Consider the following 26,887-nt stretch of genomic DNA (forward strand, 5'->3'; position numbering starts at 1 on the left):
TCCCGCAGCTGTTGGTGGGTGCCGACCGTTGGTCGGCACATCTGTCGGATATCGAGTGAATTCATCCACGCATGGCGTGGATCTACTGGCAACGCCCGCTGTTGGTAGGTGTCGACCTTGGTCGACACATCTATCAGACATCGATATCCGACCCCGTGCCGACCAACGGTCGGCACCCACCATCAGCAGCAGGTTCCAACAGACCGCAGAAAACTGTCGAAGGCGGGGTGGGTCCGGTTGAGGGGGCGTGAGCCGCATGGATGCGGCGACCGAGCTTACATGGACGTACTTGCAGCGCCCCCCTCAACCGGACCCACCCCGCCATCCCACAGGAAACCAGCTTTTGAAGTTGCTTCGGCCGTTGCTGTGGCTTCTGCTGCTTCCGGGCGCCGCCCGGACGACTACAATCCCCTTTATGCTGAAATTCTCGAATACCTCCCGCCGGGGGCGCCGGTGAGCGGCCGTGGTGGCAATGACGGCCAGGTCCGCATCATCGGTGGCCGCTGGCGCAATACCCGCCTGCCGGTGCCGACCCTGCCGGGCCTGCGGCCAAGCAGCGACCGCGTTCGCGAAACGCTGTTCAACTGGCTGATGCCCCGGCTGGGCGGGGCGCGGGTGCTCGACCTGTTCGCCGGCAGCGGCGCGCTGGGCCTGGAGGCCGTCTCGCGCGGCGCCGCCCACGCCACCCTGGTCGAGCGCGATGCCCAGCTCGGGCGCAACCTGTCCGCCGCCGTCGCCAAGCTGCAGGCGGTAGACCAGGTCACCGTGGTCCAGGCCGATGCCCTGCGCTGGCTGCAAAGCGCCCCGGCGCAGCAGGCCGACCTGGTGTTCATCGACCCGCCGTTCGCCGATGGCCTGTGGCAGGACGTGCTGGCCCAGCTGCCGCGGCACCTGGCCGCCGATGCCTGGCTGTACCTGGAATCGCCGGCCGGCCACGTCCCGTCACTGCCGGCGGAATGGCTGCTGCACCGCGAGGGCGGCACCCGTGAGGTGCGCTTTGCCCTGTACCGCCGCGCCACTGCTACACTTTGACTTCATCTGAACATCTGCATCCGCCCATGACCGTGGCCAACCGCCGCATTGCCGTCTATCCCGGCACGTTCGATCCGATCACCAATGGTCATATCGACCTGGTGAGCCGGGCCGCGCCGTTGTTCGAAAAGGTCGTGGTCGGCGTGGCGCAGAGCCCGTCCAAGGGCCCGGCGCTGCCGCTGGAACAGCGCGTGCAGCTGGCCCGCGGCGCACTGGGCCACCACGGCAATGTCGAGGTCATCGGCTTCGATACCCTGCTGGCCCATTTCGTCCGTTCGGTTCAGGGGGGGGTGCTGCTGCGCGGCCTGCGCGCGGTGTCCGACTTCGAATACGAGTTCCAGATGGCCAGCATGAACCGCCATCTGATCCCCGAGGTCGAGACCCTGTTCCTGACCCCGGCCGAGCAGCACAGCTTCATTTCGTCCTCGCTGGTCCGCGAGATCGCGCGCCTGGGCGGTGACGTGTCCGGTTTCGTGCCGGCCGCGGTGCTCGAAGCCCTGCGCAAGGTCCGCGAAGCGAAGTCGGCACAGTCGTAAGTCCCGCTGTACCCGCACCCCATTACGTACACCACCACGCACCATTCCGGGAGGAAACCCATGAACACCACCATGCGCGCGATGCTGATCGCTTCGTTGGCCCTGGCCTTCACCGCCTGCAAGAAGGAAGAGGCCGCTCCGGTCGACGAAGCCAAGCAGGCGCTGGTCGCGCCGTCCAAGGACGACGATGCAGGCTGGAAGAAGTACCTGCAGGAAGTGGCCATCCAGAACATGGGCAACATCACCAACAGCCCGTTCCTGTACTACCTCTCGCCGGAATCGGACCCGGACTTCCAGGCCAAGTACGAGCGCCAGACCGAGAGCGCGACCCAGGCCGTGGCCCGTGGCGTGCAGCCGGGCAACATGCTGGCCTTCGGTTCGTCGGCCTCGGGCAAGATGGCTGACATGATCCAGGCCGTGTTCAAGGACGTGGGGCCGGATTCGATGAAGGGCGTGCGCGTCGTCTTCATCGGCCAGTCGGCCGACAACGCCCGCGTGCAGGCTGCGATCCAGCCGACCGGTGCCGAGTACATTTTCGTCGAAGCCAAGTAAGACCGAGCCATGGCGGCCATGCTCCGGCATGGCCCGGGCGGCGCTCCGCAAGCGCGCCGCTGATGACCTGACCGGCCCGCGCGCCCGCGCTGGCCGGTCCTTGTCCCAAGGCGCGGGCGAGGAGTATCGCCATGTCGCTGAAAATCAACGAGCTCTGCGTCAACTGCGACGTATGCGAGCCGGCCTGCCCGAACCAGGCCATTGCGATGGGTGAAACCATCTACGTGATCGACCCTGCGCGCTGCACCGAATGCGTGGGTCATTTCGACGAGCCACAGTGCGTGGTCGTCTGCCCGGTCGAATGCATCGATCCGGACCCGGAGATCGTGGAAACGGAAGGCCAGCTGCTGGCCAAGCTGCGCCAGCTGCAGCACGATCACCCCGAACTCTATGCGGAGCCCCCATCCGAATGAAGACGCTGATCGTCCGTCCGCTGTTGCTGCTCGGCCTGCTGCTGAGCCCGATCGCCTGGGCCGACAGCCCTGTCCGTGCCGAACGCCCCGACGGCGCCGCCATTGCCAGTGGCCATGCGCTGGCCACCCAGGCCGGCATCGACATCCTGGCGCAGGGCGGCAATGCCTTCGACGCGGCGGTGGCCGTATCGTCCACGCTGGCGGTGGTCGAACCGATCAGTTCCGGGCTGGGCGGCGGTGGCTTCTTCCTGCTGCACGACGCGGCCACCGGCAAGGATGTGATGCTGGACGCGCGCGAGACTGCACCGGCTGCGGCAACGCCCCAGGCGTTCCTCGACAAGCAGGGCAACCTCGACCGTGACCGCTCGGTCAACGGCGCCTGGTCGGCGGGCATTCCGGGCCTGCCTGCGGCGCTGGTCGAACTGTCGGCCAAGCATGGCAAGCTGCCGCTGTCGGCGTCGCTGCAGCCGGCCATCCGCATCGCGCGCGAAGGTTTCCCGGTGTACGAGCGCATGGCCAAGGGCTATGCCTCGCGCCGTGAAGTGATGGAGCGCTTCCCCGGCACCCGCGAGGTCTACCTGCGCAACGGCAAGCAGATCGCCACCGGCGATCTGTTCAAGCAGCCGGAACTGGCGCAGACGCTGGAACGCCTGGCCGCCGGTGGCTTCGACGGCTTCTACAGGGGCCAGACCGGCAGACTGCTGCTGGAAGGCGTGAAGCAGGCCGGAGGCAAGTGGACCGCCGAGGAACTGGCCGGATACCGGGTGAAGCAGCGCGAACCGATCGTCTTCAACTACAACGGCTGGAAGATCACCACGGCGCCGCCGCCGTCGTCCGGTGGCATCGCGCTGGCCAGCATGCTGCAGATCCTCGAAGGCTGGGACATCAAGAAGATGGACCCGGCCCACCGCACCCACCTGGTGGTGGAGTCGATGCGCCGCGCCTACCGCGACCGCACCTTCTTCCTGGGTGATCCGGACTTCGTGCAGATCCCGCAGAAGGTGCTGACCAGCAAGGATTACGCGCAGGGCCTGCGGGCCACCATCCATCCGGAGAAAGCCACGCCCAGCGACCTGCTGTCGGGCAATCCGACGCCGCTGGAAGATGACGAGACCACCCACTTCTCGATCATCGACCGCGACGGCAACCGCGTCGGTGCCACCCAGACCGTCAACCTGCTGTACGGCTCGGGGCTGATTCCGAAGGGCACCGGCGTGCTGCTGAACAACGAGATGGACGACTTCGCGCTGAAGCCGGGCACGCCCAACGCGTTCGGCGTGATGGGCTATGAAGCCAATGCGCCGAAGGCGGGCAAGCGCATGCTCAGCTCGATGACGCCCACCTTCATGGAGAACGCCGACAAGGTGGTGGTGCTGGGCACCCCGGGTGGCAGCCGCATCATCACCATGGTGCTGCTGGGCATCCTCGGCTACGACGCCGGCCTGGACGCACAGCAGGTGGCTGCGCTGCCGCGTTACCACCACCAGTGGCTGCCGGACCTGATCGAAGCCGAAGACGATGCGTTCGATGCCGGCACGGTGAAGCAGCTGCAGGCGATGGGCCACAGGATCGACCTGCCAGGCAACGTTGCTGCCGGTGGCCGCGGTTCCAGCCATGTGTGGGGCAACCTGCAGACCGTGGAATGGGACCGCAAGTCCAACACGCTGTTCGGCGGCAGCGACCCGCGCAACCCGGTGGGCAGCGCCCAGGTCGTGCCAGCGCGCTGATCCGGTCGTGCCGGCCGCGGGCCGGCAATCGGCTGGATCGTCGAAACCCCGCCTTTGCCGGCGGGGTTTTCCGTTTCCTTTCTAGCGATTATTTAACGAGCCGGCGCCGATAATCGACTCATGAAACTCTGGTCTATTCGTGGAAACTCGCAGCGCCTCGATGGCGGTGCGATGTTCGGCAACGCGCCGCGCGCGTTATGGGAAAAATGGGCAGCGCCGGACGAGCTCAACCGCATCGAGCTGGCCTGCCGTGCGCTGCTTGCCAGCCCGCTGGAAGGCAAGACGGTGTTGTTCGAAACCGGTATCGGCGCGTTCTTCGATCCGCGCATGCGCGAGCGCTATGGCGTGCAGGAAAGCCAGCACGTGCTGATCGATTCGCTGCGCGAAGCCGGTTTCGAACACGAGGACATCGATGTGGTGGTGCTCAGCCACCTGCACTTCGATCATGCCGGTGGCCTGCTGGCGGCATGGAGCGAAGGGCGGGAGCCCGAGCTGCTGTTCCCCAACGCGACCTACGTGGTGGGCGCACAGCACTGGCAGCGCGCCGTGCAGCCGCATCCGCGGGATCGGGCCAGCTTCATTCCGGAGCTGCCGGGCCTGCTGCAGGCCAGTGGCCGCCTGGAAGTGGTGGACGGCGAGTACTCAAAGGCGTTGGGGCGCAGCGTGCGTTTCAGCTACAGCGATGGCCACACGCCAGGGCTGATGTTGGCCGAGATCGTCGGCCATGCGCATGCCGGCGAGGGCGCGCATGGTGGCGTGGTGTTCTGCGCCGACCTGATTCCGGGCCGCTCATGGGTACACGTGCCGATCACCATGGGCTACGACCGCAATGCCGAGCTGCTGATCGACGAGAAGCGGCAGTTCCTCGAGGACAAACTGGCGCGCAACGTGCATCTGTTCTTCACCCACGATCCGCAGGTGGCGTTGGCGCAGCTCGGTCGCGATGACAAGGGTCGTTTCGTCACCCTGCATGAGCAGGGTGAACTGAAGGCGCGCGCATTGGGGTAATGAAATGGCCGGGCAATGCCCGGCCTTTCACTGATGCAGTAGAACCACGCCATGCGTGGATGGCGTTCTATCCGGGCGCGACGATTACGACGCCTTCAGGCAGCTGCTCATGAAGGTCTTGCGTGCATCACCGGCCAGCTTCTTGGCGCCTGCATCGGCATTGCACTTGCGCATGCGCTCCTGCTGCGGGTTGACCGCCTTGGTTTCGGCGGCGTGGCCGCTGAGGCAGGCGCTCTGCGCGGTCTTGTAGGCGTCGCCCTTCAGCCCCTTGTTCTTGGCCGAGCAGTCGGCCATGCGCTGCTGCTGGGGGGTGGTGGCGTTGGCGGCCAGCGGCAGGCCGACCAGAAGAACGGCGGCCAGCAGGAAAGAGGCTTTCATCAGGGTGCTCCAGGCGGTGGCGGGTGCGCGGAGCATTCGCTTCCGGCCCGCAAGGCCACGTGAAGAATCGCTGCCCGGTCGCGCCTGCTTGCGTCGGCATTCAGATCAGCGTATTACTTAGCCATATGGGTAAGTATGATCCCGCCATTCAAGAAATCTTCCACGCGCTGGCCGACCCCACCCGTTGCGCGATCGTAGCCGCGCTGGGGCAGGGGCCGTGCACGGTGTCGATGCTGGCCGAGCCGTTCCAGATGGCGTTGCCTTCGCTGATGAAGCACCTGGCCGTGCTGGAACGCAGCGGCGTCGTGCGCAGCCACAAGCAGGGGCGCATACGTACCTGCGAACTGGTGCCGGCGCGGTTGGAGCAGGCCGAGCAATGGCTGGCCGCGCAGCGCGCCGTGTGGGAAGCGCGCGCCGACCGCATGGTCGCGTTTGTTGAAACCCTTCACCGACAGGAGCAGGCCCATGGCCGTGGACGCAGGTAGCAATCCCGACACCGATCTGGTCATCAGCCGCTTGTTGAACGCACCGCGCGCGGCACTCTGGCGGGCCTGGACAGACCCCGAACTGCTGCGCCAGTGGTGGTGCCCGAAGCCGTGGACCACCGAGGTGCGTGCGTTCGACCTGCGCCCTGGCGGGGCCTTCCACACCTTCATGCAGGGCCCCGATGGCGGCAGCAGTGACAATCCGGGCAGCTTCCTGGAGGTGGTACCGCAGCAGCGCCTGGTGTTTACCTCGATGCTGGGCGCGGGCTGGCGCCCGCAGTCACCGTGGCTGGGCTTCACCGCCATCATCACGATGGAGGACGAGGGCCAGGGCTGCCGTTACACCGCGCGGGTGATGCATCCGGACAAGGCGCTGCGCGACCAGCATGAGCAGCTGGGCTTCTTCGACGGCTGGAACACCGCCATCGGCCAGCTGGAGGCCTTCGCGGCCGGGTTGTAATGCCGTGCCTGGGGTCAGATCCCCTTCGCAGCGAAAGGGTTCTGACTCCGGTTCAGCGGATCAACCGACGCGGGTACCGAAGATGCGGTCGCCGGCATCGCCCAGGCCCGGCAGGATGTAGCCCTTGTCGTTGAGCTGGGCGTCGATGGCCGCGGTGTAGATCTCCACGTCCGGGTGCACAGCCTTGACTGCGTCGATGCCCTCCGGCGCGGCGACCAGGAAGATGCCCTTGATGCGGCGGGCGCCGGCGCGCTTGAGCATGTCGATGGTGGCGATCAGGGTGCCGCCGGTGGCCAGCATCGGGTCCAGGATCAGCGCATCGCGCTCTTCCAGGCGACCGGTCAGGCGCTCGAAGTAGGGCACCGGCTGCAGGGTTTCCTCATCACGCTGCAGGCCGACCACGCTGACGCGGGCGGCCGGGATCAGCGACAGCACGCCGCTGAGCATGCCCAGGCCGGCACGCAGGATCGGCACCACGGTGATCTTGGCGCCGGCGATGCGCTGCACGGTGACCGGGCCGGCCCAGCCGGGCAGGGTGTGCGGCTCGGTGTCCAGGTCGGCGGTGGCCTCGTAGGCCAGCAGCGTGCCCAGCTCATTGGCCAGTTCGCGGAAATCCTTGGTGCTGAGTGCGGCGTTGCGCATCAGGCCGATCTTGTGCTGCACCAGCGGGTGGCGCACTTCGACGATCTTCATGGTCGGGAAGGGGAAAAGGAGAGAGGACGCCATTTTGCCGGATCGGTGGGCCGAACCCAAACCCGCGCTTCGTCAAATGTGCAGATCCATGTCATGGCCATGCAACCTTGCGGACATACCGTGCAGACCCATTCTTAACAGGAATGGGGATTCCCAGTGCATATCAAGACTCCGTTGGCCGTTGCCATCACCCTGACCCTGGCGATGGGGGCGGTTGCACCGCTGCAGGCCGCCGGGCAGCAGGCGGTTGCCGCCACTGGCGCGGTGGCCGCCGACGCGGTCGACCTCGACCGCATCGAAGTGCGTGCGCAGCTCGAATCGCAGATCCGCGCGGTCGACCTCAAGCGCAGCAGCGATGCCATCGAGGACGCCGTGTCCTCCGATGCGCTGGGCCAGTACCCGGACAAGAACGTGGCCGAGTCGCTGCAGCGCCTGCCGGGCGTCAGCGTGACCCGTGACCAGGGCGAAGGCCGCTTCGTGGTCATCCGCGGCCTGGACGCCAACCTCAACAGCGTCAGTGTCGATGGCATCGCCATTGGCACGCCGGAGGATTCCAGCCGCGCCGCGCCGCTGGACGTCATCCCGTCCGATTCCACCGAGCGCCTGCGCGTGGTCAAGTCGCCAACCCCGGACATGCCGGGCGATGCCATTGGTGGCGCGGTGCTGGTGGAGTCGGCCTCGGCCTTCGACCGCGACGGTCGCAGCCTGCGCGCCAAGATCGAGGGCAGCCACCAGCAGCTGTCCGGCGAGACCAGCCCCAAGGCCGCTTTCAACTACAGCGAAGTGTTCAACGACACCTTCGGCGTGGCACTGGGCGTGAACTACCAGAAGCGCAAGTTCGAGTCGGACAACACCGAAGTGGAGTACGACGGCGAGGACGATGCCGCACCTGGCGACGTCACCGCGATCAACCTGCAGCACCGCAAGTACGAGATCGAGCGCAAGCGCATCGGTGCCAACCTCAACCTCGACTGGCGCCCGAACGAAGACAGCAAGTACTACCTGCGCACGCTGTACAGCCAGTTCGACGATGCCGAAACCCGCCAGCGGGTGATCTTCAACTTCGACGACGCGAAGATGGTCAAGACCGGCACCGACCAGTACCGCCTGGATGGCATGCCGAAGGATTCGATCGACAAGCGCATGCGCTACCGCACCAAGAAGGAAAACACCTTTGCGGCAAGCCTGGGCGGCGAGAACAAGCTGACCAATGCCGTGGTCGATTACAAGGTGGGCTACACCCGCACCGAAGAGCGCGTGAACGACGAGATGGAGGCCCGCTTCAAGCTCAACGGCAAGGCCTTCAACGGCACCCTGGACCAGCGCAGCCGCCTGCCCAGCTACAGCTTCGACAACCCGCAGTGGCTGGACAACGGCAACTACGCGTTCGACCGCTTCGTGCTCTCGCCCAAGCAGGTCAATGACAAGGAGCACAGCGCGCAGGTCAACGTGCGCTTCGACGGCGACAGCGGCAGCATCAAGATCGGCCTGCTGGGCCGCTGGCGCGACCGCGACGTCAACGTTGATGAGAGCGAGCTGCGCGTCGGCCCGAAGGTGGCGCTGTCGAGCTGGACCACCTCCTCGCCGGAGCATCGCCACGGCAACATGGGTGACGGTATGGATTCGGCCGCGATGCGCGCGTTCTGGGCGGCCAATGGCAGCCAGTACAGTGCGCGGCCGCAGGACCTTGGCGGCAATGCAATGACCTCGCTGGAAGAAGACTACGTGGCCAGCGAGGACATCTTCGCCAGCTACGCGATGGGTACCTGGGACATCGGCGCACTGCGCATCATCGGCGGCGTGCGCGTGGAAAATACCCAGTTCAAGGCCACCGGCAACCAGGTGGACGTGGCGGCCAACGGCCGCAGCTTCACCGTCACCCCGCGCGTGGCCGGCAGCAGCTACACCAACGTGCTGCCAGGCCTGCACCTGCGCTACGACGCCGCAGACGACTGGGTGCTGCGCGCTTCGGCCAACAAGACCGTCTCGCGCCCTTCGTTCGGTGACATTTCGCCGCGCGTGGGCTACAGCCGCGGTGACGAGGAAGTGCGGTTGGGCAATCCGGAGCTGGATCCTTACGAATCGAAGAACATCGATCTGTCGGTGGAGAAGTACATCGGCAGCACCGGCATCGTGTCGCTGGGCCTGTTCCACAAATCGATCGACGGTTACATCGTGGAAACCGTGCGCACCAATGACCCGGACTATGGCGGCTTCGACGTGACCCAACCGATCAACGGCCGCAAGGCCACGGTGCGCGGTGCGGAGTTCAACTGGCAGCAGCAGCTGGCGTTCCTGCCGGCTGGCCTGGACGGGTTGCTGGTTGGTGCCAGCGGCACCTGGCTCGACACTACGTTCGATGCTGGCATCAAGGATCGTGCGGGCGAAGACTTCACCCTGCCGCGCGCCTCCAAGCACGTCTACAGCGCGCACGTCGGCTATGAAAAGTATGGCCTGAGCACGCGACTGGCGGCGGTGTACCGCAGCGAGTACCTGGACAGCATCGGCAAGGGCCGTGCCTTCGACATCTATGTGGCGCCCAACACCCAGCTCGACTTCTCGCTGGACTACAAGTTCACCTCGCGCGTGAGCATGTATTTCGAAGCGCAGAACCTGCTGGACAAGCCGCTTGAGCTGTACCAGGGCACGCGCTCGCGCACCCTGCAGATGGAAGAGTATGGCCGCACCTACGCGCTGGGCCTGAAGGTGGCGCTGTGATGGGGCGTGGCATCACCGTCCTGGCTGCCGCACTGATGGCCAGCCTGGCGGCTGGCTGCACGCCGGCCACGGGCAATGATCCGGCGGCGCCCGCGACGGCAGCGAAGGCCACCGGCGAGCGTGCGGTGGCCACCATCGCCGAGGCGTTCCTGTCGCCGATGACGCCGGCCGACAACATCGATTCGCCGGCGGCCTGGCGTGCACCGGACGGAGCGCTGTGGCTGATCGCCACCGCCAAGGCCACCGACAAGCTGGTGGTCTACGACGGCAGCACCGGCCAGCATCTGCGTGACGTTGGCAGCAGCGGTACCGCGAAGGGGCAGTTCGACCGCCCAAACGGCATCGCGGTGACCGACGACCTGCTGTGGATCGTGGAGCGCGACAATCACCGCGTGCAGGTGCTGAGCCTGCCGGACTTCACCCCGCTGGCGACGTTCGCTGCGGACGACCTGCGCAAGCCGTACGGCCTGTGGGTCGACCGCCGGGCCGATGGCTACAGCGTCTACGTCACCGACTCCTGGGACAACGGCGAGGATGCGCAGGGGCGTGACATCCTGCCGCCGCTGGCTGAACTGGACAAGCGCGTGCGCCAGTACCACGTGACCCGCGACGGTGCCAAGGTCGAGGCGACGCTGGTGGCCAGCATCGGTGATACCACCGAGGCCGGTGCGCTGCGCGTTGTCGAATCGATCTGGGGCGACCCCGAAAACGATCGCCTGCTGATTGCCGAAGAGGACGAAAGCTACGCCAGCGAGTTCAAGGTCTACACCCTGGCCGGCCGCTTCACCGGCACCACCTTCGGCCGCGACGTGTTCAAGGCACAGGCCGAAGGCGTGACCCTGCGCACCTGTGGCAAGGACGGCTGGTGGATCACCACCGAGCAGGGCAAGCAGCGCAGCGTGTTCCACCTGTTCGATCGTCACACGCTGAAGCCGGTGGGCGCGTTCCAGGGCAACACCGTGGCCAACACCGATGGCATCTGGATGATGCAGCAGCCCAGTGCGCGGTTCCCGCACGGTGCGCTGTATGCGGTGCATGACGACCAGGGCGTGGTGGCGTTCGACTGGGAGAGCATCGCCAAGCAGCTCGCGCTGCCGCTGGAGTGTGGCGCATGAGCGGGCGTCACATGATGCATGGCCTGGCGCTGGGCCTGATGCTGGCGTTGCCGTCGCTGTCGTTCGCGGCGGCCGAGCCGAATACCCAGGTGCCGGCGGGCAGCCGCCACTACGCAGCGACGACGGTGCCGGACCGCATCGTCGCCTCGCCGTCGGCTGATCCCAGCCACGCTTTCGCCGTGGCCTGGCGTACCGATGGCAGCGTGCAGGCGCCACTGCTGGAGATCGCGCTGGCTGCAGATTCGCCGGCCATCGAGGGCATCCGTCAGGTGCGTGCGACGACGCGCGCACTGCAGACCGAAAACGGGCTGTCGCATCACCATCGTGCCGACATCGGCGGCCTGCAGCCGGATACCCAGTACGTCTACCGCGTGCAGGGCAATGGCAGCTGGAGCGCGTGGAACCAGCTGCGCACGCTGGCGGCCGCCGACCAGCCGCTGACCCTGCTGTACTTCGGTGACACCCAGAACAAGAACGTGAGCCATGTCAGCCGGGTCGTGCGTGCTGCGCAGAAGGCGGCACCGCAGGCGCGCATGAGCCTGTTTGCCGGCGATCTGGTCAGCGGCGGCGACAACATGGACGACAGCGAGTGGGGCGAATGGTTTGCGGCTACCGGCTGGCTGGCGCAGGAAACGCTGGTGGCGCCGGCAATCGGCAACCACGAGTACTTCGAGGAGTTCGAGGACACCCCGCAGGAGCGCCGCGTGCTGGGCAAGCACTGGCCGGTGACCTTCGCGTTGCCGGGCAATGGCGCTGCCGCCGCACAGCAGACCAGCTACTGGTTCGATGCGCAGGGCGTGCGCGTGGCCGTGGTCGATGGCACCTCGGCACTCGACCTGGGTACGGCCAAGGCGCAGGCGCAGTGGCTGGACAAGGTGCTGACCGGCAATCCGCAGCCGTGGACCCTCGTGCTGCTGCACCAGCCTTTCTATTCGCCGCGCGAAGGCCGTGAGAACGCCGCGTTGCGTGACGTGCTGCTGCCGGTGGTACGCCGCCACAACGTCGATCTGGTGCTGCAGGGGCACGATCACACCTACGGCCGCCGGGGTGAAGGACACGCTGCGACGCCGCAGTACGTGGTGACTGTGGCCGGGCCGAAGCAGTACCGCCTTTCCGACGAAGCACGCAGGACGATGGATCCGGTGGCCGAGGACACCCAGTTGTTCCAGGTCCTGAACGTCGACCCGCAGCGCCTGCGCTATGAAGCGCGCACGGTGACCGGCCGTCTCTACGATGCCTTCGAACTGCAGCGTGACGCCAAGGGCAGCAAGACGCGAACGGAACTGACCGACGGCCGCATCACGCCGCGCGACTGCCCCCGTTCGCAGACCGCCAAGGGTCGCGCCGACCGTTGCTGGGAATGAGCGCGCACCGATGACCACTCCCTATCGTATCCTTCCCCTTGCTGCCATCGGCACTGCCCTGCTGTTGCTGGCCAGTGCGGTGACCGCCGCCGATGCCGTGCTGCACCCGTTCCTTGTGGCCCAGCCGAAGCAGGCGCCGCACGAAGTGAACCTGGCAGTGGAGATTCCGGCCGGCAGCTTCACCAAGTACGAGATCAAGGAAGACGGCCTGGTGCACGTGGACCGCTTCCAGTCGATGCCGGTCGCCTATCCTGCCAACTACGGTTCGATGCCGCGTACCTTGGCCGGTGACAACGATCCGCTCGATGCGCTGGTGCTGACCCGCGAGCCGCTGCATCCGGGTGTGATCGTGCGCTTCCGCCCGATCGGCTACCTGAAGATGATCGATGGCGGCGAGCACGACGAGAAGATCATCGGCGTGCCGACCGACAAGGTCGACCCGACCTACGCCAACATCCGCGATCTGGCCGATCTGCCGGAGATCGAACGGCAGCGCATCGAGGCCTTCTTCCGGGTCTACAAGGACCTGCCGGCCGGCCGCAACCCGGTGCAGCTCAATGGCTGGGGCAACGCTGCCGAAGCACGGGCATTGATCAGCGAGGCGATGCAGCGCTTCAACCGGTAGATCCACGCGATGCGTGGATGCCCCGCCCACGCATCACCTTCACCGTCGCTGGCTATCATGTGCGCCTTCCATATCGAAGGCGGTGCATGTGTCGGTAGCGTTGCTATGGTTCCGTCGTGACCTGCGGCTGCAGGACAATCCGGCCCTGCAGGCCGCGTTGGAGGCGGGCCACGAGGTGGTGCCGGTCTACATCCACGCGCCGCACGAGGAAGGTGAGTGGGTGCCGGGCGCGGCCTCCGACGCGTGGCGCCACCGTTCGCTGGCGGCGCTGGATGCCGACCTGCGCTCGCGCGGCTCGTCGCTGGTGCTGCGCCGCGGCGACAGCCTGGCGACGCTGCAGGCGCTGGTCGAACAGATCGGCGCCGAGGCGGTGTACTGGAACCGCAAGTACGAACCGGCTACCCAACCGCGCGACGCGGAGATCAAGCGCACGCTGCGCGAGCAGGGCATCGATGCGCAGAGCTGCAATGGCAGCCTGCTGTTCGAACCCTGGGACATCGCGACCCAGCAAGGCCAACCGTACAAGGTATTCACTCCGTACTGGCGCAACGTACTCAGCCATTGGCGCCTGCCGGCGCTGACGGCCGCATCGAAGGCACTGACAGCGCACGCGGTCGACAGCCTTGCGCTGGATGAGCTGCGGCTTTCGCCTGCGCTGGACTGGGATGCCGGTTTCTGGGAGCACTGGCAGCCGGGCGAGGCCGGCGCGCTGGAGGCGTTGTCCGTGTTCGAGGACGGTGCGTTGCGCGGCTATCGCGAGCAGCGCGACCTGCCGGATCGCGTCGGAACGTCGCGGATGTCGCCGCACCTGCACTTCGGCGAGATCGCGCCATGGCGCATCGCCCATGCGCTGGAGGGCCTGCGCAGTGCCGGCACCGACGCAGACATCGACGGCTATCTGCGCCAGCTGGGCTGGCGCGACTTCGCCTACCACCTGCTGCACCACTTCCCGAAGACCCCCACCGACAACCTCAACCCGCGTTTCGATCGCTTCCCGTGGGCCACGCCCAGCGCGGCGCAGCTGCATGACTGGCAGCGTGGCAACACCGGCGTGCCGATCGTCGATGCCGGCCTGCGCGAGCTGTGGCACACCGGCTACATGCACAACCGGGTGCGGATGATCGTGGCCAGCTACCTGTGCAAGCACCTGCGTGCGCACTGGTTGCATGGCGCGCGCTGGTTCTGGGACACCCTGGTCGACGCCGACCTGGCCAACAACACGATGGGCTGGCAGTGGGTGGCCGGTACCGGCGCAGATGCCGCGCCGTACTTCCGTGTGTTCAATCCGGTGACCCAGGCCGAGAAATTCGATCCGCAGGCGCGCTACATCACGCGCTGGGTGCCGGAACTGGCTGCGCTGCCGCTGAAGGCACGCTTCGCGCCATGGCAGCATCCGCTGCTGCTGGAGGCGCATGCCCCTGGCTATCCGCGCACGCCTCTGGTGGACCTGGCGGCGGGTCGCGATGCCGCTCTGGCTGCTTACCGCCAGTCGGCAGCGGGGTAAAGGGCGGGCTGAGTGATCTGGTCAGATAGCTGAACGCGGCCCTGTCGGCGTTCTGCATCATCATTCCGGCATCGCATCGGGCTGTTTATTCTCTTTGCGCCCGCAAGCCGCCGGCCGACCGGAAACCAAGGAGAACCCCATGATCCGCAACACCACCCGCAACGTCGCACTGGCCCTGATGAGTGCGGCCGTCCTGTCGGCCTGCGCCACCGGCGGCTCCTATGTGCAGAGTGACCAGTACGGCAACCCGACCGAGCAGCAGAACCGCACCGGCCGCAACGCGCTGATCGGTACCGCCATCGGTGTGGCTGCCGGCCTGCTGACCGGCGACAGCGCCACCGAGCGCCGGCAGCACGCGCTGATCGGCGCCGGTATCGGCGCACTCAGTGGTGCCGCTGTCGGCCAGTACCAGGATCGCCAGGAACGTGCACTGCGCGAGCGCACCGCCAACACCGGCATCGATGTGCAGCGCCAGGGCGACAACATCATGCTGAACCTTCCGGACGGCATCACCTTCGACTTCGGCAAGGCGACGCTGAAGCCGCAGTTCTATGGTTCGCTCAATGGCGTGGCAGGCACTCTGCGTGACTACAACCAGACCATGATCGAAGTGGTCGGCCACACCGACAGCATCGGCAGTGATGCGGTCAACAACCGCCTGTCGAAGGAGCGTGCCGACTCGGTGGCGCAGTACCTGATCGGCCAGGGTGTGCAGAGCGTGCGCATTGAAACGCTGGGCGCCGGCAAGTCGTACCCGATTGCCGACAATAGTACCGATGCCGGCCGTGCCAAGAACCGCCGCGTCGAGATCCGCGTGATTCCGCTCAAGCAGTAACGCGCAGCGTTACTGCTGTTCCGGCGCAGCCGGAACGAAAATGCCGCCCTTGCAGGCGGCATTTTCAGTAGGTGCCGAGCCTGCTCGGCACACCGATGGCGTTCCCGTTCGCTGCGTTTGCGTGCAGCGCCGACCAAGGTCGGCATCTACCGGGAGTCTGCCCGCCGGAACGAAAATGCCGCCCTTGCAGGCGGCATTTTCAGTAGGTGCCGAGCTTGCTCGGCACACCGGCAGCGTTTCCGGTTGCTGCGTTTGCGTGCAGCGCCGACCAAGGTCGGCATCTACCGGAAGTCTGCCCGCCGGAACGAAAATGCCGCCCTTGCAGGCGGCATTTTCAGTAGGTGCCGAGCTTGCTCGGCACGCCGATAGCGTTCCCGTTCGCTGCGTTTGCGTGCAGTGCCGACCAAGGTCGGCATCTACCGGAAGTCTGCCCGCCGGAACGAAAATGCCGCCCTTGCAGGCGGCATTTTTGTGGGTGCCGAGCGTTGCTCGGCACACCGCATGACCGCGTGCTTTTTCGCTTTTGTAGAGTCGAGCGATGCTCGACTGCGTGTATGGAGTCGAGCATGGCTCGACTCTACAGAAGGCGGTCGAGCAAGCTCGACCTCTACCAGAGCGGAATGCCCGGCTCACACCGTCGCCGTCGGCCGCACCACGATTTCATTCACGTCCACATCCGCAGGCTGTTCGATCGCAAATCTTACGGCGCGGCCGATCGCATCCGGTTGCAGGGCGATCGCGCGGTAGCCGACCATCATCTCGGCGGCGGCCGGATCGGTGATGCTGTCGGCCAGCTCGCTTTCCACCACGCCCGGATGGATGCAGGTCACCCGCAGCTCGCGGTGCTCCTGCCGCAGGCCGTCGGAAATCGCGCGCACCGCATACTTGGTCGCGCAGTAGACCGCTGCGGTCGGCACGACCGACAGCGCGCCGACCGAGGCGATGTTGATGATCTGGCCGCTGCGCTGGGCGATCATGCCGGGCAGCACGGCGGCAATGCCGTACAGCACGCCACGGATGTTCACGTCGATCATCCGGTCCCATTCCTCCACCTTCAGCGAGCCCATCAGCGACAGTGGCATCACGCCGGCATTGTTGACGATGACGTCGATTGCGCGGAAGCGTTGCCGGGCGGCTTCGGCGAAGGCCTCCACCTGCGCGCGCCGGGTCACGTCCAGGGCATGCACCAGCACCTCGGCCCCCTGCTGGCGCAGCTCGTCGGCCAGCACCTGCAGACGATCCACGCGGCGTGCACCCAGTACCAGGCGTGCCCCGGGTTGCGCGAGGGAACGGGCGATGCCGGCGCCGATGCCGCTGGAGGCGCCGGTGATCAGGATGGTTCGGGAAGGGGTCATGGCGGTGTCTCTGAAGGGTAGGGAGTGCCGGGGTGTGCCCGGCATTGCCACGGTAGACGGCGGACCTTGTCGCGATAAGATGGCGACTGCTGATCACCTTGTTCAGATTTGCTAACCAATGGCCATCGATCTCAACGCTCTGGGGGTGTTCCAGCGGGTGGCTGACTGTCGCAGCTTCACCGCCGCGGCCGAGCAGCTCGGCGTGACCCGTTCGGCGGTCAGCCAGACCATCGCCAAGCTGGAGCAGTCGCTCGGTGTAGCCCTGGTGCTGCGCACGACCCGCAGCGTCAGCCTCACCGATGCCGGGCAGGCACTGCTGGTATCGGTCAGCCCTGCGCTGGCGGAACTGGGCGATGCGCTGGAGGCCAGCGTGCGCCGGCAGGCCGTCGTGTCCGGGCAACTGCGGCTTGCCGTCTCCTCCATTGCCGAGGCGTTCCTGGCCGGCCCGATGCTGGCGGCATTCGCTGCGCGCTATCCGGAGTTGCAGCTGGACATCACCGTGACCGATGAAGCGTTCGATATCGTCGGCGCGGGCTTCGATGCAGGCGTGCGTCTGGGCGAGGTCATTGCCCAGGACATGGTCGCGGTGCCGGTATCGGCGCGGCAGCGCCAATTGGTGGTGTGCTCGCCGGGCTATCGTGATGCCCATGCGCTGCCGGCGCACCCACGGGAACTGGCCAGGCATCGCTGCATCGGCTGGCGCAGTGCGCCGGGCAGGGCGCCCTATCGCTGGGAGTTCGAAGAGCGGGGCCGTGAGTTCAGTGTCGATGTGCAGCCGGAAATCACCAGCAACGACATGGGGGTGATGGTCAGGCTGGCCTTGGCCGGCGCAGGCCTGGCCATCGGCATGGAAGAGACCTGGCGGCCGTGGCTGCAACGCGGCGAGCTGGTGTCCGTGCTGGACGCGTATTGCCCGCGGTTTGCCGGCTTTTTCCTGTATTACCCCAGCCGTCGGCAGGCCGAGCCGAAACTACGTGCGCTGGTCGGGCACGTGCTGTCCGAACTGTAGAGTCGAGCATGGCTCGACTCTACAAAAGCGCGGTCGAGCATGGCTCGACTCTGCAGAGGGCATCATGCCGCCGAGGCGGCAACCTTCTCCAGGATCCGCTTGCCGCTGCTCTCCAGCGCGGCGTCTTCCTGCGCCTTCTGCTGCTGTGCCAGCTTCGCGCCCGGGCACTGCGCCAGCATGTAGTTGGCGTCGAAGTTGAGCTTCTCGACCAGGAAGTCGACGAACGCACGCACCTTCGGCGAGACCAGGCGGCCACCGGCGAACACGGCGTTGAAGTCCACCTCCGGGCCGGTCCAGCCGGCCAGCACGCGGCGAACCATGCCGGACTCGACGAACGGTTTGGCCATCACATCGCCAGTCAGCAGCAGGCCTTCGCCGCACACCAGTGCGCCGTTCAGTGCGGACATGTCGTTGGCAGTCATCAACGGCGTGACCGGGAAGTCACGCAGTTCGCCACCGTTCTCGCCCAGCTGCCAGGTGAAGCGCGGCGAGTTGCCGGTGTGGTACGGCTTGCGCATCGCCAGGATGCGGTGGAACTGCAGCTCTTCCGGATGCAGCGGCTCGCCATAGCGTTCGATGTAGGCCGGGCTGGCGAACACCTGCGTGCGCAGGCTGCCGAGCTTGCGCGCGACCAGGTTGGAGTCGGGCAGGGCACCGACGCGCAGTGCAAGATCCGCTTCGCCGGCAATCAGGTCCAGCTTCTCGTTGCCCATGTGCATGTCCAGGCGGATCTCCGGATACTGCGCATGGAACTGGCCCAGCAGCGGCGCGATCCAGGTGATGCCGATCGAATAGGGAACGGTGAAGCGCAACCAGCCGCGCGGGCCGGACTGCAGCTGGCTCACCGCACTCTCGGCTTCTTCAAGCTCGCGCGCGATGCGCTGGCAATGCTCGTGGTAGATCGAACCGGCTTCGGTCAGGCCGAGGCGGCGCGTGGTCCGGTGCAGCAGGCGCGCGCCCAGGCGCGTTTCCAGTTCCTGCACTTTGCGGCTGACCGTGGTCTTGGGAAGGCCGAGCGATTTGGCAGCGGCAATGAAGCTGCCTTGCTCGACCACCTTGACGAAGATCAGCGTCTCGTTGAGATCGTGGGACATGGTCGGGGGTCCTGGACGTCGGGGATGGGACAATCGTGACAGAACGATTGGACCGGGAACGGGATGATTATTCCCCTTAATCAGGACTAATCAAGTAAAGGTTTGAGGTCTATCGTGGCGCCATTCGTTATTTGGAGCCCGTCCGCCATGAGCCTGCGCAACATTCTTGCCCGTCTCCGGAATGCCGGCCAGAACACCCTGGACCTGGCGATGACCGTTGAAGCCCGCCCGAGTTCCTTGGTGCACAAGGATTTCCGGGAGTTTACCGCGCCCATGCGTCAGCAGCGTGGCGGCGTCATCCGCCTGGCCCCGCACAAGGGGGACCGGCTGCGTCGAATTGGGACTATCCCGGATTTGGGAGGAAATGTCCCGTGAATGGGATGCTGACGCCCGAAGTCCTGGTCCTCGGCGGCACCGGCGCCGTGGGCCAGGGCGTGGTCGGTGCATTGCTGGAAGCCGGCAGCCCGGTGCTGGTGGTCGGTCGCGATCCGGGCCGGCTGGCGGCACTGCACGAACAGTTCGCCGATGAGCCGGGCCTGGAAACGCTGCTGGGTTCGCTCAGTGATGACGGCTCGGCACGGGCGCTGGCCGAGCGCATCGCGCAGCGTCCGCGTCCGTTGGCAGCGGTGATCGCCGCAATGGGCGGTCCCTACCGCCGTGGCCGCGTGACCGATCGCAACGGTGACGAGCTGATGGGCGCGATGCAGGCCGACCTGATGCCGCACGTGCATGCGGTTCGCCACCTGCTGCCGCTGCTGCAGGACAACGTGCACGCGCGCCGCTACGTGATGATCGGCAGCCCGGCCAATGCCAAGCCGTGGGCGGGTTACGGCGAGACCTCGATCACCACCGCCGCGCTGCGCATGTACGCGCAGGTGGTGCATCAGGAAGCGCAGGCGCTGGGCGTGCGTGCGCAGATGCTGGAAGTCTGCAGCCCGGTCTGTACCCCGGCCAACGCGGCCAACGCCTGCATCGAGTGGCCCAGCTCGCTGCTGGTCGGCCGTCGCGTGGTCTCGCTGCTCGATGGTTGCCGCGACAACCGCGCCATCGTCCGTTGCGACAGCAGCGATGCCGAACTGCCGCGCGGCCTGCTGCACCTGGAAGTACCCCCGCTCTGGCGCGATACCGCAGGCGTCGCTTGACCTCGACCAAGGTTGAGGTCGCAGTATGCGCCGCCGATTTTCGCAACACCTTTTCATATAGCTGTACCACCCCTCCGTACGGATGCATGCCATGACTTCCCCCAATACCACCCCACATCGTTTCGGCCATCGCATCGCGATGGCCGGCGTGTCGATCCTCGCCGCGGCCGTGCTTGCAGCCTGCAGCGGCGGCCATGCCGAAGAAGCCGGTGCGCCGCCGCCGCCGCAGGTCAGCGCCGCGCCGGTGCTGGTCAAGCAGGTCAGCCAGTGGGACGAGTTCAGCGGCCGCGTCGAAGCGGTGCAGAGCGTTGAACTGCGCCCGCGCGTGTCCGGCTACATCGACAAGGTCAACTATGTCGAAGGCCAGGAAGTGAAGAAGGGCGAAGTGCTCTTCACCATCGACGCACGCAGCTATCAGGCCGAGTACGATCGTGCCGCCGCCGAACTGGCCCGCGCCCGCACCCAGGCCACGCTGGCCCGCAGCGAGTCCGAGCGTGCCAAGCGGTTGTCCGAGCAGCAGGCGATCTCCACCGAGACCGCCGAGCAGCGTCGCGCTGCCGCCGACCAGTCCGGTGCGGCCGTGCAGGCGGCGCAGGCTGCGCTGGACGCGGCCCGCCTCAACCTGGAGTTCACCAAGGTGCGTGCCCCGATCGACGGCCGTGCCGGCCGCGCGATGGTCACCGCCGGCAACCTGGTCACCGCCGGCGACAGCGCCAGCGTACTGACCACGCTGGTCTCGCTGGATACCGTGTTCGTCTACTTCGATGCCGACGAAAGCACCTTCCTGCGTTACGCACAGATGGCACGCAAGGGCGAGCGCCCGAGCGAGCGCGACAGCGATCTGCCGGTGAAGGTCGGCCTGTCCGGTGAAGAAGGTTACCCGCACTCCGGCAAGGTCGACTTCCTCGACAACCAGGTGGCCCGCAGCACCGGCACCATCCGCGTCCGCGCGCTGCTGGACAATGCCGACCGCCAGTTCACGCCGGGCCTGTTCGCCCGCGTGCAGCTGCTCGGCAGCGGCCAGTTCCAGGCCATGCTGATCGATGACAAGGCCGTGCTGACCGACCAGGACCGCAAGTACGTCTACGTGGTCGACAAGGATGGCAAGGCGCAGCGCCGCGACATCCAGCTCGGCCGTACCGCCGAAGGCCTGCGCATCGTCGAGCACGGGCTGGCTGCCGGTGACAAGGTGATCATCGACGGCGTGCAGAAGGTGTTCATGCCGGGCATGCCGGTGCAGGCCAAGGCCGTGGCGATGCAGCCACAGGCCGCGCCGGCACCGGGCCGCGACGCCACCGCCGCACTGAACCACTGATCCGCCGTCTCCTGATTCGCGTTTCCGCTTAGCTGCCGGCGCCAGCGGCAGCCTTCCCTGCCTTCGTCATATCGGCGAGGGGCAGGGCGGCTGTTGCCCGCCGACGGCATTTCCCAGGAATTCCTCCATGGACTTTTCCCGTTTCTTCATCGACAGGCCGATCTTCGCGGCGGTGCTGTCGATCGTGATCTTCGCCGCAGGCCTGATCACGATTCCAATCCTGCCGATCAGCGAGTACCCCGAAGTGGTGCCGCCGTCGGTGGTGGTGCGCACGGTGTATCCGGGCGCCAACCCCAAGGTCATTGCCGAGACCGTCGCCACGCCGCTTGAAGAGGCGATCAACGGCGTCGAAGGCATGATGTACCTGAAGTCGGTCGCCGGCTCCGATGGCGTGCTGCAGATGACCGTCACCTTCCGCCCGGGCACCGACCCGGACGCGGCGGCGGTGAAGGTGCAGAACCGCGTGGCGCAGGCGCAGGCGCGCCTGCCCGAGGACGTGCGCCGGCAGGGCGTGACCACGCAGAAGCAGTCGCCGACCTTCCTGATGGTGGTGCACCTGACCTCGCCGCAAGGCAAGTACGACACCCTGTACCTGCGCAACTACGCACGCCTGCACGTCAAGGATGCGCTGGCGCGTATTCCGGGCGTGGGTGACGCACAGATCTTCGGTGGCGGCGATTACGCCATGCGCGCCTGGCTGGACCCGGACAAGGTGGCTTCGCGCGGCCTGACCGCCAGCGACGTGGTGCGCGCCATGCGCGAGCAGAACGTGCAGGTCTCGGCCGGCCAGCTCGGCGCCGAACCGCTGCCGAACAGCCAGTTCCTGACCCTGATCAACGCCCAGGGCCGGCTGAAGACCGAAAAGGAGTTCGGCGACATCGTGCTCAAGAGCGGCGTCGATGGCGAGATCGTGCGCCTGGCCGACGTGGCCCGCCTGGAACTGGGTGCCGGCGACTACACGCTGCGCTCGCAGCTGGACGGCAAGAACGCGGTCGGTATCGGTATCTTCCAGTCGCCGGGTGCCAATGCACTGGAGATCCGTGACCAGGTCATCTCGACGATGGACGAGATGCAGAAGACCATGCCGGCCGACGTGAAGTACGAAGCGGTGTATGACACCACCATCTTCGTGCGCGACTCGATCAAGGCCGTGGTCTCCACGCTGCTGGAAGCCATCGCGCTGGTGGTGCTGGTGGTGATCCTGTTCCTGCAGACCTGGCGTGCCTCGATCATCCCGTTGATCGCGGTGCCGGTGTCGGTGGTCGGTACCTTCGCTGCGCTGTACCTGCTGGGCTTCTCGATCAACACGCTGAGCCTGTTCGGCCTGGTGCTGGCGATCGGCATCGTGGTCGACGATGCGATCGTGGTGGTGGAGAACGTCGAGCGCAACATCGAAGAAGGCCTGTCGCCCACCGCGGCGGCCCACCAGGCCATGCGTGAAGTGTCCGGCCCGATCGTGGCGATCGCGCTGGTGCTGTGTGCCGTGTTCGTGCCGATGGCCTTCCTGTCCGGTGTCACCGGCCAGTTCTACAAGCAGTTCGCGGTCACCATCGCCATCTCCACGGTGATCTCGGCGATCAACTCGCTGACCCTGTCGCCGGCCCTGGCCGCGCGCCTGCTGAAGGCCCACGGCGCGCCGAAGGACGGCCCGAGCCGCCTGATCGACCGCCTGTTTGGCTGGGTGTTCCGCCCGTTCAACCGGTTCTTCAAGTCCAGCTCGGAGAAGTACGAGCGTGGCGTGGCCCGCATCCTCGGCCGTCGTGGCGCGGTGTTCGTGGTCTACGCGATCCTGCTGGTCGGTACCGGCGTGATCTTCAAGCTGGTGCCGCCGGGCTTCATCCCGACCCAGGACAAGCTGTACCTGATCGCCGGTGTGAAGCTGCCGGAAGGCTCGTCGATCGCGCGTACCGATGAAATGCTGCGCAAGGTCGCCAAGATCGCCCAGGAAACCGACGGCGTGGCCCACACCATTTCGTTCCCGGGCCTGAACGCGCTGCAGTTCACCAACACGCCGAACACCGGTGTGGCGTTCATTCCGCTCAAGCCGTTCGCCGAGCGTCATGGCCGTACCGCCGCGCAGATCAATGCCGAGATCAACCAGAAGATCGCCGGCCTGCAGGAAGGCTTCGCGTTCGCGATGATGCCGCCGCCGATCCTCGGCCTGGGCAACGGCAACGGCTACCAGATGTTCATCGAGGACCGCGGCAACCTGGGTTACGGCGCATTGCAGAATGCCGTGCAGGCGATGCAGGGCACCGTTGCGCAGACCCCGGGCATGGCCTTCCCGATTTCCAGCTACCAGGCCAACGTGCCGCAGCTGGATGCGGAAGTGGACCGCGTCAAGGCCAAGGCGCAGGGCGTGCAGCTCACCGAGCTGTTCGACACCCTGCAGACCTACCTGGGTTCGGCCTATGTCAACGACTTCAACCAGTTCGGCCGTACCTGGCAGGTGATCGCGCAGGCCGACGGTCCGTTCCGCGAGACGGTCGAGGACATCGGCAAGCTGCGTACCCGCAATGACCGCGGCGAGATGGTGCCGATCGGTTCGATGGTCACCATCAAGCAGACCTTCGGCCCGGACCCGGTGCTGCGCTTCAATGGCTATCCGGCAGCGGACCTGGCCGGTGAAGCCGACCCGCGCCTGCTGTCGTCGGCCGAGGCGATGAACAAGCTGACCGAGATTGCCGGCAAGGTGCTGCCGGTGGGCATGACCACCGAATGGACCGACCTGAGCTACCAGCAGGCAACCCAGGGCAAGGCGGCCTTCATCGTGTTCCCGGTGGCGATCATGCTGGCCTTCCTGGTGCTGGCCGCGCTGTACGAGAGCTGGTCGCTGCCGCTGGCGGTGATCCTGATCGTGCCGATGACCCTGCTGTCGGCGCTGTTCGGCGTGTGGCTGACCGGCGGTGACAACAACGTGTTCGTGCAGGTCGGCCTGGTGGTGTTGATGGGCCTGGCGTGCAAGAACGCGATCCTGATCGTCGAATTCGCCAGAGAGCTGGAGATGGGCGGCAAGGGCATCGTTGAAGCTGCGCTGGAAGCCTGCCGCCTGCGTCTGCGCCCGATCGTGATGACCTCCATCGCGTTCATCGCCGGCACCGTGCCGCTGGTGCTGTCGCACGGCGCAGGCGCCGAGGTGCGCTCGGTGACCGGTATCACCGTGTTCGCCGGCATGCTGGGCGTGACCCTGTTCGGACTGTTCCTCACCCCGGTGTTCTACGTCGCCCTGCGCAAGTTCGTCACCCGCAACGGCGGTGGCCAGCTGGTGCAGCACGGCGAGCCGACCATCCATCACTGACATGGAACCCCGTCGCCGCCGGTCACAGGCCGGCGGCGGCTTTCCCCTCACAAGGCATGCATCCATGAATACCCATCAGAACAAGATCGCGCTGGTCACCGGCGCTACCCGCGGCATCGGTGCCGAGACCGTGCGCCAGCTGGCGCAGGCCGGCGTGCACACGCTGCTGGCCGGCCGCAAGCGCGAGACCGCCGTGGAGCAGGCACTGAAGCTGCAGGCCGAGGGCCTGCCGGTGGAAGCGATCCAGCTGGACGTGACCGATGCTGCCAGCATCGCCGAGGCGGTCGAGCAGGTGCGCCAGCGCCATGGCCGGCTCGATATCCTGGTCAACAACGCCGGCATCATGATCGAGAACCCGGCGCAGGCTCCCTCGGAACAGTCGCTCGATACCTGGAAGCGCACCTTCGATACCAATGTGTATGCGCTGGTGGCGGTGACCCAGGCGTTCCTGCCGCTGGTCAAGCAGGCCAAGTCCGGTCGCATCGTCAACGTGTCCAGCATGCTCGGCTCGCAGACCCTGCACGCCGACCCGGCGTCGGGCATCTACGACTTCAAGATTCCCGCCTACAACGCCTCCAAGGCGGCGGTGAACAGCTGGACGCTTAGCCTGGCCTACGAACTGCGCAACACCCCGATCAAGGTCAACACCGTGCATCCGGGCTACGTGAAGACCGATATGAACGGCGGCAACGGCGAGATCGAAATCAGCGAAGGCGCACGTTCCAGCGTGGAAATGGCGCTGATCGGCGAATCCGGTGCCAGCGGCAGCTTCACCTACCTGGGCGAGGTGCTGCCATGGTGATCCGCACGTTGGCGATGGCCGTCTCCAGCCTGGTGCTGGCAGGCTGTGTCAGCGTCGGCCCGAACTACAAGGCGCCGGTGCAGGAACCGGTCGTCCTGCAGGGCGCACAGCAGCCGGTGTTCACCAGCACGTCGCCGGTGGCCAGTTGGTGGGCGCAGTTCGATGATCCGGTGCTGGAAGAACTGGTGCATGGCGCACTGTCGGACAACCTCGATCTGCGCGTGGCCGTGGCCCGCGTCAGCCAGGCCCGCGCGGTGTTCGTCGAAAGCCGTTTCGACCAGGCCCCGCACATCACCGCAGGCGGCAGCTACGACCGCCGCAAGCAACCCGATCCGCAGCTGGGTGGGCAGCGGGTGTTCAGTGAAAGCTACCAGCTCGGCTTCGACGCCGGCTGGGAGCTGGATCTGTTCGGCCGCAAGCGCCGCGCTGCAGAAGCCGCGCGTGCCGACCTCGATGCCGAGCAGGCCAACCTGGCCGACGCGCAGGTGCTGGTCGCCGCCGAAGTGGCGCGCAATTACTTCGAGCTGCGTGGCACGCAGAAGCGCATCGCGGTGGCCCAGCACACGCTGGAAAACCTGCGCGATACGCAGAAGCTGACCGAGGCGCGCTGGGAACTGGGCGCCGGCAGCGAACTGGATGTGCAGAGCAGCCGCGCCCGCCTGAAGGCGATCGAGGCCGACATCCCGCTGCTGGAAGTGTCCGAGGCACAGTCGCGCAACCGCCTGGCGGTGCTGCTGGGTCAGCGTCCGGAAGTGCTGACCGCGATGCTGGCGCCGCAGGACGTGCCGGCGTTCGCCAAGGCGTTGCCGCTGGGTGACACCCGCGAACTGCTGCGCCAGCGCGCCGACGTGCGCGTGGCCGAACGTCGACTGGCGGCCGCGACCGCACGCGTCGGCGTGGCCACCGCCGATCTGTTCCCGCGGCTGTCGCTGTCCGGTTTCGTCGGCTTCCTTGGTGGCGATGCCAGCGGCCTGGTCAACGGCAACAACAAGGCCTGGTCGCTGACCCCGTCGCTGAGCTGGGCGGCCTTCGATTTCGGCACCGTGCGTGCACGCCTGCGTGCCAGCAAGGCCGAGGCCGAAGGTGTGGCCGCGCAGTATGAGCAGGCGGTGCTGCTGGCGCTGGAAGACACCGAGAACGCGCTGACCCGCTACTCCAAGCAGCAGGCGCGGCTGGCGATCGTGGTCGAGCAGGCGCAGGCGGCACGACGTGCCGAATCGCTGGCACAGATCCGCTATCGCGAGGGATCGGAGGACTTCCTGACCCTGCTGGACGCGCAGCGCACGCAGCTGGCCGCCGACGATGCATTGGCCGCGGCCGAGGCAGAAGTGAATGTCAGCGTGGTGGGTGTGTACAAGGCACTGGGCGGCTGGGGACAGTCGCCGCAGCCGCCCAGCGTGGCGCAGCTGCAGTAACCCCGAGGGGAC

25 protein-coding genes are annotated in these 26,887 nt (G+C 66.6%); 21 read left to right on the forward strand and 4 right to left on the reverse strand.

The genetic code is table 11. The features are described from left to right. Positions 1 to 453 precede the first annotated feature (453 nt). The 6 genes from rsmD to N5C18_RS10610 all read left to right on the forward strand — a co-directional run bounded on the left by rsmD (position 454) and on the right by N5C18_RS10610 (position 5,268). On the forward strand, positions 454 to 1,032 hold the full coding sequence (gene rsmD, locus N5C18_RS10585) for a 16S rRNA (guanine(966)-N(2))-methyltransferase RsmD (protein ID WP_053449398.1): 579 nt from the start codon (positions 454 to 456) through the stop codon (positions 1,030 to 1,032). A gap of 26 nt (positions 1,033 to 1,058) precedes the next feature. Continuing rightward, a complete protein-coding gene (gene coaD, locus N5C18_RS10590; RefSeq protein ID WP_006433094.1) occupies positions 1,059 to 1,568 on the forward strand; it encodes a pantetheine-phosphate adenylyltransferase in 510 nt (169 codons plus the stop codon). A gap of 60 nt (positions 1,569 to 1,628) precedes the next feature. Further along, positions 1,629 to 2,120, forward strand: coding sequence for a hypothetical protein (locus N5C18_RS10595; protein ID WP_006433096.1), 492 nt, complete (start codon positions 1,629 to 1,631; stop codon positions 2,118 to 2,120). A 131-nt stretch (positions 2,121 to 2,251) separates the two neighbouring features. Next, positions 2,252 to 2,533 carry a YfhL family 4Fe-4S dicluster ferredoxin gene (locus tag N5C18_RS10600; RefSeq protein WP_279944526.1) on the forward strand — a complete coding sequence of 94 codons (282 nt, stop codon included), beginning with the start codon at positions 2,252 to 2,254 and terminating at the stop codon, positions 2,531 to 2,533. Beyond that, entirely contained in the window at positions 2,530 to 4,260 is a 1,731-nt protein-coding gene (ggt, locus tag N5C18_RS10605) for a gamma-glutamyltransferase (RefSeq protein ID WP_279944527.1), read from the forward strand. Before N5C18_RS10600 ends, ggt begins: the two co-directional genes overlap by 4 nt. A gap of 120 nt (positions 4,261 to 4,380) precedes the next feature. Beyond that, complete coding sequence (locus tag N5C18_RS10610) at positions 4,381 to 5,268, forward strand: MBL fold metallo-hydrolase (RefSeq protein ID WP_053449400.1); 888 nt, start codon at positions 4,381 to 4,383, stop codon at positions 5,266 to 5,268. Between the two features lie 84 nt (positions 5,269 to 5,352). Here N5C18_RS10610 and N5C18_RS10615 read toward each other — a convergent pair whose 3' ends face one another. Beyond that, on the reverse strand, positions 5,353 to 5,646 hold the full coding sequence (locus tag N5C18_RS10615; RefSeq protein WP_279944528.1) for a PsiF family protein: 294 nt from the start codon (positions 5,644 to 5,646) through the stop codon (positions 5,353 to 5,355). A 59-nt stretch (positions 5,647 to 5,705) separates the two neighbouring features. Here N5C18_RS10615 and N5C18_RS10620 point away from each other — a divergent pair, with 59 nt between their 5' ends. Next, complete coding sequence (locus N5C18_RS10620; protein WP_279944529.1) at positions 5,706 to 6,131, forward strand: metalloregulator ArsR/SmtB family transcription factor; 426 nt, start codon at positions 5,706 to 5,708, stop codon at positions 6,129 to 6,131. Continuing rightward, on the forward strand, positions 6,112 to 6,591 hold the full coding sequence (locus N5C18_RS10625; RefSeq protein WP_279944530.1) for an SRPBCC family protein: 480 nt from the start codon (positions 6,112 to 6,114) through the stop codon (positions 6,589 to 6,591). Before N5C18_RS10620 ends, N5C18_RS10625 begins: the two co-directional genes overlap by 20 nt. Before the next feature lie 60 nt (positions 6,592 to 6,651). Here the strand turns inward: N5C18_RS10625 and upp are convergent, their stop codons facing one another. Beyond that, positions 6,652 to 7,284, reverse strand: a complete 633-nt coding sequence (gene upp, locus N5C18_RS10630) for a uracil phosphoribosyltransferase (protein ID WP_049457648.1) — start codon at positions 7,282 to 7,284, stop codon at positions 6,652 to 6,654. A 156-nt stretch (positions 7,285 to 7,440) separates the two neighbouring features. Between upp and N5C18_RS10635 the strand changes: the two genes are divergently transcribed. The 6 genes from N5C18_RS10635 (at position 7,441) to N5C18_RS10660 (ending at position 15,445) form a co-directional block, all read left to right on the forward strand. Further along, positions 7,441 to 10,002 (forward strand): TonB-dependent receptor, encoded by a 2,562-nt coding sequence (locus tag N5C18_RS10635; RefSeq protein ID WP_279944531.1) that lies wholly within the window; start codon positions 7,441 to 7,443, stop codon positions 10,000 to 10,002. Then, positions 10,002 to 11,117: a phytase gene (locus tag N5C18_RS10640; RefSeq protein WP_180879862.1), complete on the forward strand. Its 1,116-nt coding sequence runs from the start codon at positions 10,002 to 10,004 to the stop codon at positions 11,115 to 11,117. Before N5C18_RS10635 ends, N5C18_RS10640 begins: the two co-directional genes overlap by 1 nt. Further along, positions 11,114 to 12,481, forward strand: coding sequence for a metallophosphoesterase family protein (locus N5C18_RS10645; RefSeq protein WP_279944532.1), 1,368 nt, complete (start codon positions 11,114 to 11,116; stop codon positions 12,479 to 12,481). Before N5C18_RS10640 ends, N5C18_RS10645 begins: the two co-directional genes overlap by 4 nt. Before the next feature lie 10 nt (positions 12,482 to 12,491). Next, entirely contained in the window at positions 12,492 to 13,106 is a 615-nt protein-coding gene (locus N5C18_RS10650) for an inorganic diphosphatase (protein WP_197607400.1), read from the forward strand. Between the two features lie 88 nt (positions 13,107 to 13,194). Further along, entirely contained in the window at positions 13,195 to 14,610 is a 1,416-nt protein-coding gene (locus N5C18_RS10655; protein ID WP_279944533.1) for a deoxyribodipyrimidine photo-lyase, read from the forward strand. A 139-nt stretch (positions 14,611 to 14,749) separates the two neighbouring features. Beyond that, positions 14,750 to 15,445, forward strand: a complete 696-nt coding sequence (locus N5C18_RS10660) for an OmpA family lipoprotein (protein ID WP_008267948.1) — start codon at positions 14,750 to 14,752, stop codon at positions 15,443 to 15,445. 629 nt (positions 15,446 to 16,074) lie between these two features. Here N5C18_RS10660 and N5C18_RS10665 read toward each other — a convergent pair. Further along, entirely contained in the window at positions 16,075 to 16,800 is a 726-nt protein-coding gene (locus N5C18_RS10665) for an SDR family oxidoreductase (RefSeq protein ID WP_053449408.1), read from the reverse strand. Between the two features lie 118 nt (positions 16,801 to 16,918). On the opposite strand from N5C18_RS10665, the gene N5C18_RS10670 reads away from it, so the two are divergent. Next, positions 16,919 to 17,809 carry a LysR family transcriptional regulator gene (locus N5C18_RS10670; protein WP_279944534.1) on the forward strand — a complete coding sequence of 297 codons (891 nt, stop codon included), beginning with the start codon at positions 16,919 to 16,921 and terminating at the stop codon, positions 17,807 to 17,809. Positions 17,810 to 17,871: 62 nt separating this feature from the next. Here the strand turns inward: N5C18_RS10670 and N5C18_RS10675 are convergent, their stop codons facing one another. After that, positions 17,872 to 18,903, reverse strand: coding sequence for a LysR family transcriptional regulator (locus tag N5C18_RS10675; protein WP_005416157.1), 1,032 nt, complete (start codon positions 18,901 to 18,903; stop codon positions 17,872 to 17,874). Positions 18,904 to 19,050: 147 nt separating this feature from the next. On the opposite strand from N5C18_RS10675, the gene N5C18_RS10680 reads away from it, so the two are divergent. The 6 genes from N5C18_RS10680 to N5C18_RS10705 all read left to right on the forward strand — a co-directional run bounded on the left by N5C18_RS10680 (position 19,051) and on the right by N5C18_RS10705 (position 26,875). Beyond that, positions 19,051 to 19,278 carry a hypothetical protein gene (locus tag N5C18_RS10680; protein WP_049456214.1) on the forward strand — a complete coding sequence of 76 codons (228 nt, stop codon included), beginning with the start codon at positions 19,051 to 19,053 and terminating at the stop codon, positions 19,276 to 19,278. Beyond that, complete coding sequence (locus N5C18_RS10685; RefSeq protein WP_053449410.1) at positions 19,275 to 20,045, forward strand: SDR family NAD(P)-dependent oxidoreductase; 771 nt, start codon at positions 19,275 to 19,277, stop codon at positions 20,043 to 20,045. The genes N5C18_RS10680 and N5C18_RS10685 overlap by 4 nt, the downstream gene beginning before the upstream one ends. 91 nt (positions 20,046 to 20,136) lie before the next feature. Further along, a complete protein-coding gene (locus N5C18_RS10690) occupies positions 20,137 to 21,360 on the forward strand; it encodes an efflux RND transporter periplasmic adaptor subunit (RefSeq protein ID WP_053449411.1) in 1,224 nt (407 codons plus the stop codon). A gap of 127 nt (positions 21,361 to 21,487) precedes the next feature. Then, positions 21,488 to 24,658, forward strand: a complete 3,171-nt coding sequence (locus N5C18_RS10695) for a multidrug efflux RND transporter permease subunit (protein WP_049456792.1) — start codon at positions 21,488 to 21,490, stop codon at positions 24,656 to 24,658. 64 nt (positions 24,659 to 24,722) lie between these two features. Then, positions 24,723 to 25,460, forward strand: a complete 738-nt coding sequence (locus N5C18_RS10700; protein ID WP_006433769.1) for an SDR family oxidoreductase — start codon at positions 24,723 to 24,725, stop codon at positions 25,458 to 25,460. Beyond that, positions 25,454 to 26,875, forward strand: a complete 1,422-nt coding sequence (locus N5C18_RS10705; protein WP_279944535.1) for an efflux transporter outer membrane subunit — start codon at positions 25,454 to 25,456, stop codon at positions 26,873 to 26,875. Before N5C18_RS10700 ends, N5C18_RS10705 begins: the two co-directional genes overlap by 7 nt. The last annotated feature ends 12 nt before the right edge of the window (positions 26,876 to 26,887 follow it).

It is taken from the genome of Stenotrophomonas sp. GD03930, from assembly GCF_029839665.1.
Taxonomy (GTDB): Bacteria; Pseudomonadota; Gammaproteobacteria; order Xanthomonadales; family Xanthomonadaceae; genus Stenotrophomonas; species Stenotrophomonas forensis.